General features: G+C 33.5%; 10 protein-coding genes. 3 read left to right on the top strand and 7 right to left on the bottom strand.

All coding sequences use genetic code 11. The annotated features are described in order from the left end of the window. Positions 1-17: 17 nt before the first annotated feature. From polA to AC4BB5_RS07845, 5 genes are all read right to left on the bottom strand, one after another. Positions 18-2,663, bottom strand: a complete 2,646-nt coding sequence (gene polA, locus AC4BB5_RS07865) for a DNA polymerase I (RefSeq protein WP_490458797.1) — start codon at positions 2,661-2,663, stop codon at positions 18-20. A gap of 565 nt (positions 2,664-3,228) precedes the next feature. Next, complete coding sequence (locus tag AC4BB5_RS07860; protein WP_490458796.1) at positions 3,229-4,140, bottom strand: aldo/keto reductase; 912 nt, start codon at positions 4,138-4,140, stop codon at positions 3,229-3,231. A 60-nt stretch (positions 4,141-4,200) separates the two neighbouring features. Beyond that, positions 4,201-5,679 (bottom strand): helix-turn-helix domain-containing protein, encoded by a 1,479-nt coding sequence (locus tag AC4BB5_RS07855; RefSeq protein ID WP_490458795.1) that lies wholly within the window; start codon positions 5,677-5,679, stop codon positions 4,201-4,203. Between the two features lie 105 nt (positions 5,680-5,784). Further along, entirely contained in the window at positions 5,785-7,851 is a 2,067-nt protein-coding gene (locus AC4BB5_RS07850; RefSeq protein WP_490458794.1) for a heavy metal translocating P-type ATPase, read from the bottom strand. 178 nt (positions 7,852-8,029) lie between these two features. Continuing rightward, positions 8,030-8,593 (bottom strand): hypothetical protein, encoded by a 564-nt coding sequence (locus tag AC4BB5_RS07845; protein ID WP_490458793.1) that lies wholly within the window; start codon positions 8,591-8,593, stop codon positions 8,030-8,032. 437 nt (positions 8,594-9,030) lie between these two features. On the opposite strand from AC4BB5_RS07845, the gene AC4BB5_RS07840 reads away from it, so the two are divergent. The 3 genes from AC4BB5_RS07840 to AC4BB5_RS07830 all read left to right on the top strand — a co-directional run bounded on the left by AC4BB5_RS07840 (position 9,031) and on the right by AC4BB5_RS07830 (position 11,993). Next, positions 9,031-9,849 (top strand): helix-turn-helix domain-containing protein, encoded by an 819-nt coding sequence (locus AC4BB5_RS07840; RefSeq protein ID WP_490458792.1) that lies wholly within the window; start codon positions 9,031-9,033, stop codon positions 9,847-9,849. A 262-nt stretch (positions 9,850-10,111) separates the two neighbouring features. Continuing rightward, the gene (locus tag AC4BB5_RS07835) at positions 10,112-11,413 is read left to right on the top strand and encodes a murein hydrolase activator EnvC family protein (protein WP_490458791.1); all 1,302 of its coding nucleotides are present in this window, start codon (positions 10,112-10,114) and stop codon (positions 11,411-11,413) included. 145 nt (positions 11,414-11,558) lie between these two features. Further along, positions 11,559-11,993, top strand: coding sequence for a universal stress protein (locus AC4BB5_RS07830; protein ID WP_490458790.1), 435 nt, complete (start codon positions 11,559-11,561; stop codon positions 11,991-11,993). A gap of 274 nt (positions 11,994-12,267) precedes the next feature. Here the strand turns inward: AC4BB5_RS07830 and AC4BB5_RS07825 are convergent, their stop codons facing one another. Beyond that, positions 12,268-12,630, bottom strand: coding sequence for a hypothetical protein (locus tag AC4BB5_RS07825; RefSeq protein WP_490458789.1), 363 nt, complete (start codon positions 12,628-12,630; stop codon positions 12,268-12,270). 107 nt (positions 12,631-12,737) lie between these two features. Beyond that, positions 12,738-14,111, bottom strand: coding sequence for a glycoside hydrolase family 1 protein (locus AC4BB5_RS07820; protein ID WP_490458788.1), 1,374 nt, complete (start codon positions 14,109-14,111; stop codon positions 12,738-12,740). Position 14,112 lies beyond the last annotated feature (1 nt).

Here is a 14,112-nt window from a genome sequence, read left to right as displayed (position 1 = left end):
CCAGTTAGTTTAATTGGTTATTTTGCTTCGTACCACGTTTTACCCCAACTGCTATCTGTTAACAAAGGTACATGTAAATCCACTGCATTTTCCATCACGTCTTTAACTAAAGCATTTAGTTTTTCTAATTCATTTTCAGGCACTTCAAAAACAAGTTCATCATGCACTTGTAGTAGCATCGTTGCCTGCATATCTTCTTCTTTCAAGCGACGCTCCATGTTAATCATGGCAATTTTTAAAATGTCCGCAGCACTACCTTGAATCGGTGTATTGATTGCTGTTCTTTCGGCAAAAGAACGAAGGTTGAAATTACGAGAATTGATATCTGGCAAATAACGGCGGCGATTGTAAAGCGTTTCTACAAACCCTTTGTCTTTAGCGTCTCGTACGATATCTTCCATATATCTTTTAACACCAGGGTATTTTTCAAAATAAGTATCGATATATTCTTGTGCTTGCTTTCTTGTAATGCCTAGATTTTGTGACAAACCATAATCACTGATTCCGTAAACTATCCCGAAGTTTACAGCTTTCGCTTGACGGCGCATATTGGGGGTTACATCTTCTGGTTTTTCGATACCAAACACTCGCATCGCAGTACTTGAATGGATATCTTGACCTTCAATGAAGGCTTCTTTTAAATGCTGATCATCTGAAATATGTGCTAAAACACGTAACTCGATTTGAGAATAATCTGATGAAAAAATCATCCAGTCTTTTTCTCTTGGTACAAAGGCCTCACGAATTTTCCGTCCTTCTTCTAAACGGATCGGAATATTTTGTAAGTTAGGATCAACTGAGCTTAAACGACCAGTCTGAGTCAGCGTTTGAACATAACGTGTATGGATTTTATCATCTGGTTGAATCACTTTTAATAATCCTTCAACATAGGTTGATTGAATCTTCGCAATCTGACGATAAACTAAAATATCTTCTACAATTGGCGCTTGTTCCTTTAATTGTTCTAATACATCTACTGCTGTTGAATAACCCGTTTTTGTTTTTTTAATAATCGGAAGTCCCATTTTTTCAAATAGAATCACCCCTAATTGCTTCGGTGAATTTAAATTAAATTCTTCGCCTGCTTCTGCATAAATTTTTTGTTCGATTTCACGAAGTCGATCTGAAAATTCAATACGCATTTCTTTCAATCGATTTGCATCCACACGTATTCCTGTAATCTCCATATCACCTAAGATTTTGGAAAGCGGCAATTCCATTTTATAGAACAAATCAGCTTGATTTTTTTCTACTAACTCCGTGTCTAATTTCTCAGAAAGAAAATGGATAGCATTCACTTTACGAGCAAGGTGGCTGAAGAAAGCTTCGTCATCTTCTGGCAACCCTTTTTTAGCACCCTTTCCATAAACTGACTCGTCAGAATGGATATCAGTATAACCGTAATGCTGCGCTACCCCCTCAATATCAGCACTATTATCATTAGTATCTAATAAATAAGCAGCTAATAAAACATCAAACCTAATACCTTGTGTTTTTCCAACATACCGATTAAGAGAAACATACGTGCGTTTTGCGTCGTACACCGTTTTCTTAACTTTATCTGATAATAACCAATCAACAAATGCTTTGCTTTCAAATATCTCTAAACTATTTGTTGTATAAACGTTTTTCTTCGTTCCCCAAGCAACACCTACAATTGGTGATGTGTGATAGTTATCTTCCAACATTTCAACATATAATGCCATGTCGTCTGTAAACATTTCTTCAGTAAATGTATCTACTACATCAAAATGCACGTCTTCTAACTCTACTGTTTCTTCCTCGACATTTAATTTGCTGAGCATTTGTTTGAATTCCATTTCCTTATAAAAAGGAATTAGTTTTTCCAAGTCTTTTCCTTCGTATTTCAACTCATCGATATTGACCTCAACTGGAGAGTCTACATTAATCGTTGCCAAACGTTTTGACATAAAGGCCTGTTCTTTATCATTGATCAAATTTTCTTTCATCTTGCTTGGTTTCATGCCTTCGATATTTTCGTAAACACCTTCGACTGAACCGTATTCTTTCAACAACTTAATAGCAGTTTTCTCACCGATTTTCGTGACGCCTGGAATATTATCCGAAGTATCCCCAGCTAAGCCTTTCATATCAATGATTTGATTTGGTGTTAAGCCATCATATTTCTCAGCCACATGTTCTGGCGTATAGGACTCTAAATCACTAACCCCTTTGATTGTAATATCAACTTTTACAGAATCAGTTGCTAATTGAGTCAAATCTCGATCTCCTGATAATACAACGACATCAAATTTATCTTTGGGAACTTTAGTGGCTAATGTTCCGATAATATCATCTGCTTCATAGTTATCTAACTCATAATATTTCACGCCTAAACCAGTCAACAATTCACGAATGTAAGGCATCTGCTCTTTAAATTCTCCTGGTGTCTTTGAACGACCTGCTTTGTATTCAGGATAAAATTCAGTTCTAAAAGTTGTTTTTCCTGCATCAAATGCAACTAAAACATGGGTTGGATTTTCTTTAGCCATTACATTTTCAAACATATTATTAAATGCATAAACAGCATTCGTATGTAACCCATTTTTATTTTTAAAACGTTCTAAGGAATTATGCAAAGCAAAAAAAGCTCGAAATGCCACACTGTTTCCATCGACTAATAATAACTTATTTTTTGTCATCTTTTTTCTCCTCATCTTCAGCAAACTGGTTTCTCTCTTATTCTAACAAAAATCTGCCAACTTTGCAGTAGGAAGGAACTAAAGTTCGCAAAGCTTAATTGAAAACAAAATAAAACCCGCTCTGCACACTCAGAGCGGGTTAATTAGGAGTTCACACAAATGAAATTAGTTCCTACTAACTATTGTCTTTCTTCTATGTCTTTATAGTACAAGGAATTTGTGAATATTATATGAACGAAAGATTTCTAAAGTGTAACTTTTTTAGGTATCATCATCTATTATTCGCTTTACATCGAGCAATCATCCTTTCCAAATTATTTTTGCTCAACAATTTGATGAAAGAACGCAAAAGCGATCAATCTGTTAAATAAATTGAAAATCAAATAAAGTTGTTGATTCCACATTCTTCATCACACCTTTCAACAGTTACAATATTTTAACGATTATTTTATGAAAAAGTCCGAAACAAAACTTAAAAATCAGTTTTGTTTCGGACTCTTCCTCTTAATAATTTAGTAAGCTCTTTAGTTTAAAAGAAATTTGTAAAATCAGAGACTAGTGCTAGTTATGGTAAAATATTGCCCGCAGCACGATAGATTTCATACCACTCTTCTCTACTTAAAATAACATCAGAGGCTTTTGCAATCTCTTTAATTCGCTCTTTATTCATACTCCCAGCAATTACTTGCATTTTTGCAGGATGTCTTAAAATCCATGCAGTTGCTAAGCCAGTCGCAGTACAACTGTGGCGTTGAGCAATTTGATCCAATGTCTTGTTTAACTCAGAAAATTTTTCATTGCCAATAAAAACACCCTCAAAAAAACCATACTGGTACGGTGACCAAGCTTGGATTGTCATCTCATTCAAGCGAGAATAGTCCAAAATACTGCCATCTCTATCAACACTTGGTTCATCCGTCATATTTACATGAATCCCTTGATCAATCATACCAGTGTGTTTGATTCCAAATTGTAACTGATTTGCTAGTAATGGTTGTTTTACAGTCTTTTTCAGTAAATCGATTTGCATTGGTTTTTGATTACTAACACCAAAGTATTTTACTTTTCCTTGTGATTCTAACTGATCAAAAGCTGCTGCAACTTCTTCTGGTTCCACAAGCGTATCTGGTCGATGAAGTAACAACGCATCAACATAATCCACTCCTAATCGTTTCAAACTACCTTCAACTGAAGAAATAATATGTTCTTTTGAAAAATCGAACATCCCCTTACGGATACCGCATTTTGTCTGAATAATAATGTCTTCTCTTTTGATTGCAGTCTCTTTTAAGGCTTTACCAAAAATTGTTTCGCATTCACCACCACCATAGATATCTGCATGGTCAAAAAAATCTATTCCATTCTCATAAGCTGTTTCGATAATTTCTGCTGGATTTTCAGCACCACTCATTCTCATACATCCAAGAATAACAGATGATACTTGTAGATTGCTTGTTCCAAATTGAATCTTTTTCACTGGAAAACCTCCTAAAATTATATTCACTATTTTATTTTAACACACTTAGATGAAAGGGCTTCATTTTCTAGCTTTTTTTAATATTTTTTCAATTTGAAAAAATATTTCTTCAGAAAAATCTGATTCTATAAGTAAAATTGGCTGAGATTTTTTTTGATTTAATGCTTGGTAAACAACTGTGGTCAAAATAACATCAGCATAGGAAATGGATTTAGATGTTCTAGCGTAAATAACCACTAAATTAAACTTGTTATAAAAAAAATCAGTGAGTCTTTTCCCTAGCTCTGTTTCTTTTTCAAGCGGTAAATCAGTCATCAAACAAACAAATATTTTTCTCTCATTGTATACAGGCGAAATAAGAGAACTTAAAATCATAAAATAACGATAATATAAAGCATCTTTTGGTATTTTATGGTAAATCATGTTTTCCTCAAACAACTCGCATAACCCTTCTTCCAGCTTACACATAAAACTAGGATAATTCTTTTTTAAAAAAGCTCTAGATTGATTTTTTTCAAATAAAAAACCTGAAATTAGTTCATAATATAAATGAAAGCCTAAGAATGCGACTACGCTTGCTTTGGAATGATTGAAATTTTTTCCCCAAAATATTTGCCTACATTTATTCGTCACAATTAATGTGTTGGAATGACAAGTAGTCTTTTTTGAAAAATGCTCTTCAATAATATATGCCTGCATACTAGAACCAAAATATGGTAAAAAATGGGCTTGAATAATTAAGTAGAGATACGATAATTCTTCAAAATCTAAATTTATAGTGGTTTCTTCTTTCCTCATAGCTTTTATAAATTTAGAAAAAATAGAGCTATGATCAATGTATTGTTTCCATTCCTCCTTTATCCAAATCTTTTTTCCTTTTTGAAAACGCCAAGCAGCAATTTGAATAATTCGGAAAAGAGATTCTTTTTGCAAATCATTGATTTGCATTTGAAAAAATTGAATAAATTGATTGACCAAATACTGACTGGCTTCTTTTTTCAGCGGTAAAAATTTATTTTCTGTTCCTTGATAAACAAACCAATAAAAATGTAAAATCAGCGCCCTAACCTGCTCCTCTTCTCCTATAAGTTCGTATGTTCCTCGCTTCAGATAAATATCAAATTTTTTCAGCCACTCATTGATCTTTTTCACTCTCCTCCTCAAACTTGACTCACTGATCATCAAGCTTTCAGCTAACTGCTTAGTTTGAATCTCCTCCTCTTCGATAATAGCTTTTAAAAAAATAATCTCAGGTACATCACTTAAATACTGAACTAAAAAAATCTCCAAATATAAATCGTTTTCTCTTTTTATATAGAAAAATTTTTTTGAATGACTGCAAATCGCTAAATATTGATCTAATCGATAACTTTTAAATAGCTTTTTCAGCTTTTTTATTGATCTTACTATTGTTCTTACATTGACCCCTAATTCGCTAGAGATATCCTCCAATGACCAGCTCTTTTCAGAAGACTTTAGTAGATTAAAAAGCCTTAGTAATTTACTTGATTCAAAATCAAGAATTTCTTTATATTCCATACTATACCTCCACCCCTAAAATGAACACTCATTATAACAATTAGAACCAAAAAAATAATGAATATGCATAAAAATTATACGCATTATTCATTACTTTTTATTTTTTTAGTTGTGGATTCGTAAGGTCATGGCGTTTGCAGCTACAATTACTGTACTTAAAGACATCAAAATTGCCCCCACAGCTGGATTCAATAGAATTCCCCAAGGAGCTAGAATACCCGCTGCAAGCGGGATTGCAATAATATTGTATCCTGCTCCCCACCATAAATTTTGAATCATTTTTTGTCGTGTCTGTTTGGCCAAAGCTAGAAAACGAAGTATGTCCTTAGGATCACTATCAATCAAAACGACATCAGCTGAATCAATTGCTACATCTGTTCCAGCACCTATCGCAATACCGATTGTTGCTCTGACTAAACTTGGAGCATCATTAATACCATCACCAACCATCATCGTTTTTTTGCCTTTTTTTACGTAAGATTGAATAATTTTTTCTTTGTCTTCAGGAAGTAACTCTCCATGAAATTCGTCAATGCCTAAATAGTGTGCTACAGATTGCGCAGCTACTTTATTATCACCTGTTAACATTACAGGTATGATCCCTTGTCTTTTTACATCGGTTATAAATTGTTTGGCTTCTGGTTTTATCACATCTCCCAATGCGATCAGCGCTACTAATTGATCATCAATAATCAAGTAACTTAAAGTATTTCCTTGCTCTTGATATTTTTGTTTCAAAGCAGAATTAAAGGTAAGATTTAATCGTACCACTTCTTTTTCATTAACTATTTTGATAGTCTGCCCATTAACGATTCCATTAAGACCTATGCCAGAAATACTTTGAAGATTTTCCACTTTATAGGGCGAGATTTTTTGCTCTTTCAGATAGTTCATGATGCCAATCGCTAAGGGATGATTAGCGTTATTTTCCAACGCTCCTATCACTTTTAACGCTTCTTCAGGTGTTGTATCCAGAGTAAACATCTCAATTCCTGTTACGGTAAATTTCCCTTCAGTTAGTGTACCTGTCTTATCTAGCATAACAACTTGAATATCATTTGCTTGTTCTAATGCATTTCGATTTTTTATTAGTAACCCATGTTTTGCTGCAATTGATGTAGAACGTGCAATAACTAAAGGAATAGCCAAACCTAACGCATGGGGACAAGCAATAATAAACACTGTGACCATTCGCTCAAAAGCAATAGTTAAATCCTTGTCCACTAGTAACCAGACAGTAAAAGCCATAACTCCTGCAGCTAATGCTATATAAAACAACCATTTAGCAACTCGATCAGAAAGTGATTCTAGTTTTGATTTCTCCATTTGCGCCTTTTTAACCATATTCATTACTTTTGAAAGGTAACCGGAGTCTCCTATGCCAGTTACGCTTATTTCAATTGTTCCACTACCATTAACAGAACCTCCAATAACATGATCATGTTCTCTTTTTACAACAGTCTTTGACTCACCTGTGACCATCGATTCATCTATCGAAGTATTTCCTTTTATAATTAGACCGTCAGCAGGTATTTTGTCCCCTGCCCGAATAATTAAATGATCATTCTCTTGGACTTGTTGCAACGGTACTTCTTCTTCGCCACCATCTGTATTCAACCTTTTAACCTTATCAGGTAAAAGCTCAGCCATTTTCTGCAAAGCATCACTAGCATTAGAAATGGCACTCATTTCAATCCAATGTCCCAACAACATAATAACAATCAATGTTGCTAACTCCCAAAAAAAATCCATCACATGAGTTTGTGGCATCAGCTTATTCATGATAAACGCATAAAGACTATAAAAATACGAAACTGAGATGCCCATCGCAATCAACGTCATCATCGCTGGACTTTTTTGTCTTAGTTCTGTTTTTGCCCCACTTAAGAAAGGTTTACCGCCATAAAAAAATAAAATAGAAGCGAGTATCAAAACTAACCAATCTGAACCTTGGAACATAAATTGAAAAGGTAAATCAACACCCATCATTGGCGAAAGAAAAATGATGGGTAGAGCCAGTATTAGAGACACCCAAAATTTTTTTTTAAAATTCCCCATATGCATTGAATGATCCATACTATTCATTTGACCATGATTAGTCATCGAGCGATGATCAATCGTTTCCATCCTATGAGTTTTCTGAGAGTCATGTGCTTTTTCATTGCTCTTCATTTAAATTCCTTCTTTCATTAAGGTTTGTTTATAGTAATCCTACTTTAGAACAAATTTTTGCAGGAAAAAGTAACATCCTCATTCAAAGCATAGCACAACATATCTTTTGGGAAAAATAATGTCTCTCATTTCATAAAAACAAATTTTTTTTGCGTATCTTACTATTGAGTCTTTTGGATTAATGCCAAGTATAACTCTTTAAAAGCCAAAGTGCATAAGCTCTTTTTTCTTTGATTCGATTGCATTTTAGGCGATAAGAGTCTTTGATGTATCTATACAGATTTTTCTTTGATTCCCGCTTTATTTCTGTATACATCTGTTTGATTGCTTTTCGATTTGCTTTATATTTTTTGCGGTTTCCTCCAGTAAAGCCATAAAATATATCAATCCCTTCGGACTCTTTGGTAAGAGGTGAATGAAGAAATAATTCACTTTGAGCTTTCTTTAATTTTTTCAGTAAATTTTCAGTTACTTCTTTGTCAAAATTTTGTTTTATAATCATTTTGCATAGTCTTGTATATTCAATTTTGACAACATGATTGTAAACATGACTTGCATAATCTAGACCTCTATATAAGATATTCGCACTGAATGACATATTCACCAATAATTTATATTGATGAACACAACGATCTTCTACTTTTTGTTGACTGTCCTGATATGGAATCTCTTTGTTCAGTTTTTCCAAAAATTGATATAATAGATGATTTTTTTGTTCTTCAATTCTAGCTATTTTTTTCATTTACACTTATCCTCCCTAATAATGAATGATTTTCGGTACTTTTATTTCAAAATAACATCATATAAATGTGCTATTTATATCCAGTTTTTAATCCCTTTAATGTTGAAAATACCAAATATTAGCGAAAAATATAATTAAGATTCAAAATACAGGTACATTTATATCAAAAAAAATGGTGAATAAAAGAAACGATCCAACTGAATAAATTTCGGTATAAAAACTATATCATTTCAATGGAGATATTACAAGAACAAAATGAAAAAAAAACGGTACACCTATTCTTTAAATAATGATATAGTAGAAGAGAGAATTATTACGAGTTAGTCTTTCGAGTAAATCTAAAGTATAGAAGAACAAAATTAGCTCAATTGCATTTTTCTATTTTTAGCTAAGACTATATAGATTCGTTCAGCTTATACGATTAAGGGGGTATTATTTTGGAAATAGATTTAAACGCTGCTGGAAAAAGGATTCGCAACATTAGAGGTCAGCATAAATATTCAATGGCCATTTTTGCAAACTTAGTTGGAAATTCCAGCGCAAGTACCGTTAATAATTGGGAAAAAGGGAATAATCTGCCTAAACAAGATAGGCTAGAAAAAATTGCCATTCTTGGTAATACAACTGCTGATTGGATTCGTTATGGAGATTTCATCGAATATGTAACAAATTTATTATCTGAAGCAAGTTTACGTAAAGAGCTTGATGACAGGCAACTTGAACAATTACTAAGTACTTTACAAAAACGAAAAATTTCTTATTCTCAAGATTTATTAATATTAACTACTGCTAATGAGTTATTTCCAGATTTATTCGAAACAAATTATCAAATAAAACTTTCACAGCAACCACCGCTACTGATTGCCGAAGACTTTGCTACCTATAAGATTGAGCAAAATAATCGCTATAGAACTGATTTTTTACCTCTAATCGAAGATTTACTAATGGATTCCAATCAAAAAGAAATCAATACCTCTGTATTATTTCTAGTATTCAACCTATTAAAACGAAGTGAAGAAAGTAAAAATTTTCTATCGATTCCTCAAATTTTTGCATTATTATCAGATGTTGTCACTAACGATATATCCTATAGAAACACAGTAATTTCTAAGGTAGTTGATTACACTGACCTTACTAAGGAAAGGAGCAAAGAAAAACCTTTATCTGAGAATACAGTGAAGAAAAAATACGCAAATATAAAACAGGAATTGATTTATTTACTAGATGAATTTTATGCAGAATACAATGAGAAGTAGCAATTATACATTTTAAAATAGATCGTTATCGACTATTACAGCTAATTTCTCTTATTAATAGTAAGTTTCATATATTACAATTAGATGATAGCTTTGTTGCCAGATTTTAAATTTCAGCATTCTATATTAATCTTACTCTTTAAGCATGATTATTCTTCAAAGATTATGGTATACTTTATCTTGTGTTATTGAAAAATAATAACGGTGACTATTTTCGAAACATTAACCGTTTAAAAAGATGAATAAAAGCGAGGAACATCACTTGAAGAAAAAACTACTGATTACACTTTCATTTATTTTACTAGTAAACGTTGCACCTTTAGGCGTCTTAGCTGATGATATTGATCAAAAAATCGAAAATCAAACAAAAAAAATAGAAGATATCGTAAAAAATGAAAAAGACGCTAAAGATTACTTGGCAACCTTAGAAAATGAAATCTCAACAATCGAAGCAGAATATCAAACAGTTCTCTCTGAGAAACAAAAATATGAAAAAGAAATGAACAAACTTAACACAGACATTGCTAATTTAGAAACAAAAATTAAAAAAAGAAATGATCAGTTACGTGCTCAAGCAAGAAATACTCAAACAAATCATGAACAAGAATCAATGTTGACTGTTTTACTCAGTGCTGAATCAATTTCTGATGCTATTTCAAAAGCCTTAGCCGTTAATACATTGGTTACTGCTAATAATGACATTTTAACTGCTCAAAAAAATGACAAAAAAGAGCTTGACTCATTGAAAATATCGTTAACAGCAACATTAACAACACTCGAGAGAAAAACTGAAGAACTTGAAGAAAAAGAAGCTACTCTGGCAGAGGCCAAACTTGAACAGAATGTAAAAATAAATGAAATTGCTGCTAACCTTGCAACTGAAACAGCTGAAAAGAACAAGTTTGTTAAGCAGAAAGAAGAAGCAATCAAAATAAAAGAAGCTCAATTAAAAGCAATTGCTGAAGAAAAGAAAAAAGAAGCAGAGGCCAAAGCACTAGCCGAGAAACAAGCTAAAGAACAGGCTAAAGTACAACAATCAACAACCTCTACTACTACTCAAACAACAGAAAAAGAACAGCCAGCACGTGTACCAAATACTACGACGAATACTGATACTAATGATATTTCTGACAATAATCAACAAGTTCCTACTCCACCATCATCTTCTGGCGGCTGGTCTGCTCCTGTAGCAAGTATGACCATCACTAGTGGATTCGGTGGTCGTGAAGATCCTACTGGAATCTCTGGCAGTTTCCATGATGGAATTGATTTTGGTGGAGCAAGCGGTACACCAATCATGGCTGCTCGTTCAGGTGAAATCGTTAGTGCGAATTATAGTGGTATGGCAGGAAATCATGTTGTGATTAAACATGACAATGGCTACTATTCATACTATTTACACATGAGTAGTTTAAGTGTATCAGCTGGACAAAGTGTTAGTGCTGGACAAACTTTGGGTGGCATGGGAACAACAGGAAATTCCACTGGTGTCCATTTACACTTTAGTATTTCAACAGGATTATGGAGTGGTTTTGTTAATCCCGCACCTTTCCTTGGTTTATAAGTAATCAAAAAACGATAAGAAATTCAGATTGCTTCTGGTTTCTTATCGTTTTTTCTATACCATCCCCTTCCTTCCCATCAATTCGTTTAACCTTAACCAATGAACGTGATATAATGAAGTTAGATAAAGAAAGGTGCTGATTAAAATGATCAATAACTACTCGAATATCTTAGTCGCTCTTGATGGATCAAAAAACTCTGAGTTAGCTCTAAAACATGGCGTTGCGATTGCAAAAGAAAAAAATGCTACATTATATTTATTATCTGTTGTTGACGAAAATGCAATCAGCCATAGCTCGTATGCGTATTCCAAAGTACTTGCTGAAGAGAAAGAAGCCATTGAAAAAGAATTATTAAAAAATATTTATTATGCGACTGAACATGGTTTAGAAGATGTGATACCTATTGTTGAAATTGGTAATCCGAAAGAAATGATTTCTACAATTGTCCCTAGAAATCAAGCAATTGACTTAATTATCGTCGGAGCCACGGGTAAAGGAATGATTCAAACGAATCAACTGGGAACTACAACAAGTTATGTTGTACAATCTGCTCCTTGTAATGTGCTTGTTGTAAAATAATAACTTTTTAACCGATAACAAAAGCGTGTGATCAACTCTAAAATTGCTGATCACACGCTTTTTGGGATTAATTTTTCAACCTTCCAACTAGAACAAATCAATGTTGTTGATTGTCAATGAGACTTCTTTTCAATAATTTTTTTGAATTTTAAATAATTGTTCAAAATGAGCTTCTACAGAAAAACCTGGATATTCGCATGAAATTCTTTTTGTTTAAGTTCCAGTGACTGGTCCTCTATTTTGGGTTTGAATCTTCAGTTTTCTTTTTAGAGGATCATCTCCTATACTTCTTGAAAAGTTTTAGTCCGATATATACCCATAAATACCCCATTACAACACAAAAAAGTAATCCACATAAAAGAAAACCTGCTCCTTCATAAAAGGACGGTGATACGACATGTTCCATTAAAGGAACAACAAAGATAAACAATATCATTGCGAATAAAACGCCCGTAAGATAAGTAAGTCCTGTTGAAAAATAATAGCTTGGGACTCTTGATTGTTCTCTATCTGCTGGTGGGACATTTTTGCCATGATCGTTAGAATAGCCAGTTTGATTTGTATTCATTGCATCAAATGCGCTGTTGTTGATATTGCTTCGTTCGGAAAATTTTCTTTGTTGTTCTCTATTATTCATTTTCATCACACCTTTTCAGTTGACACAATATACTCTTGCTTCATTATAGCATCTAAAAAAAGAACAAAGCTAGGTTTTCTTCTAGCTTTATTCTTTTTATTTCCTATTTAAATTAAACCATTTCGATCAATCAGCTCTTTAAACCAAATTCCACTTTTTTTCACGGAGCGTTGACCATTTTCTAAATCTAATTGGTAAAAACCATATCGATTTTTATAGCCATTTAGCCAAGACCAACAATCAACAAAAGTCCATGAATGATAACCAAAACAATTACTCCCTGCTTCAATTCCTTTATGCAACTGATTTAGATGCTCTTCCATAAATTCAATCCGATAATCATCTTGAATCATCCCTGATTGATCCAAGAATCGTTCTTCATCTGACACACCCATTCCGTTTTCTGACACATACCAAGCAATGTTGTTGTATTCATTTTTGATCATCATCGCAACATCGTATAACGCCTCAGGATAAATTTCCCATCCTCGATAAGGATTAATTTTTTTATCTGGCCAATCATAATGATCATAAAAATCAGCTGGTGATAAGGCTGGTTTATTATCTTCACTCGGTGCTTGAACGCGACGAGGTTGATAATAATTCATACCAATAAAATCCACTAAGTTCATTCTAATTGTTTCCAAATCTTGCTCTTCAATTTTTGGAAGGAGATCGTTTTCGGCTAAACACTCTACTAATTTTTGGGGTATCGTTCCTAAAACGGTTGGATCTAAAAAGCTTTTTGTATTCAGCAAATCAGCAAGTTCCGCTGCTCGTAAATCTTCCTTTGATTGGCTTTTAGGATAACATGGAGAGACATTCAAAATGATTCCGATTTGCCCATGATAATTGCCATCTTTAAACGCTTTTACAGCCATCGTATGTGCCATCAACGTATGGAAACCCACTTGAACCGCTTTTTTTAGATCATGAATCGCAGGATAATGATAACCATACAGATAACCACATTCTACATGAACCATTGGCTCATTAAACGTTGTCCATTGTTCAATAAGATCTCCAAACAATTCAAAACAAGTAGTAGCATAAAATGAAAATGCCTCAACTGATTCCCTTGTTTCCCAACCACCTTTTTCCATCAACCACCATGGCATATCAAAATGAAATAGATTGATGATTGGTTTTACCCCATTTGCTTGTAACTCAGAAAAATAATTGCGATAAAACATAACTGCTTCAGGATTAACAGTCTTGCCGTCCGGTAATAAGCGTGTCCAAGCAATGGACGTTCTAAAAGAATTCATATGAATTTCTTTCATTCTTTCAGCATCCTCAATATATGTTTCATACATATTTGACGTGTGTTCTGGGCCTTGATTCTTCTGGAATTTCTCTGGATTCATTTGATACCACTTATCCCATGTTGAAGGAGATTTCCCATTTAAGGAGCCATGCCCTTCCGATTGCGGAGCAGATGTAGCAGCTCCCCATAAAAAATACTCTGGAAATTTTTTCATT

Source organism: Enterococcus sp. AMC1252 (assembly GCF_058216515.1).
The sequence above is the reverse complement of the archived record's forward strand: the minus strand, read 5'-3'. Positions and strand labels throughout refer to the sequence as shown.

Coding starts and splice junctions, on each gene's coding strand:
- polA (WP_490458797.1), bottom strand. CDS start 2,663: ATGACAAAAAATAAGTTATTATTAGTCGATGGAAACAGTGTGGCATTT.
- AC4BB5_RS07855 (WP_490458795.1), bottom strand. CDS start 5,679: ATGGAATATAAAGAAATTCTTGATTTTGAATCAAGTAAATTACTAAGG.
- AC4BB5_RS07850 (WP_490458794.1), bottom strand. CDS start 7,851: ATGAAGAGCAATGAAAAAGCACATGACTCTCAGAAAACTCATAGGATG.
- AC4BB5_RS07845 (WP_490458793.1), bottom strand. CDS start 8,593: ATGAAAAAAATAGCTAGAATTGAAGAACAAAAAAATCATCTATTATAT.
- AC4BB5_RS07830 (WP_490458790.1), top strand. CDS start 11,559: ATGATCAATAACTACTCGAATATCTTAGTCGCTCTTGATGGATCAAAA.
- AC4BB5_RS07825 (WP_490458789.1), bottom strand. CDS start 12,630: ATGAATAATAGAGAACAACAAAGAAAATTTTCCGAACGAAGCAATATC.
- AC4BB5_RS07820 (WP_490458788.1), bottom strand. CDS start 14,111: ATGAAAAAATTTCCAGAGTATTTTTTATGGGGAGCTGCTACATCTGCT.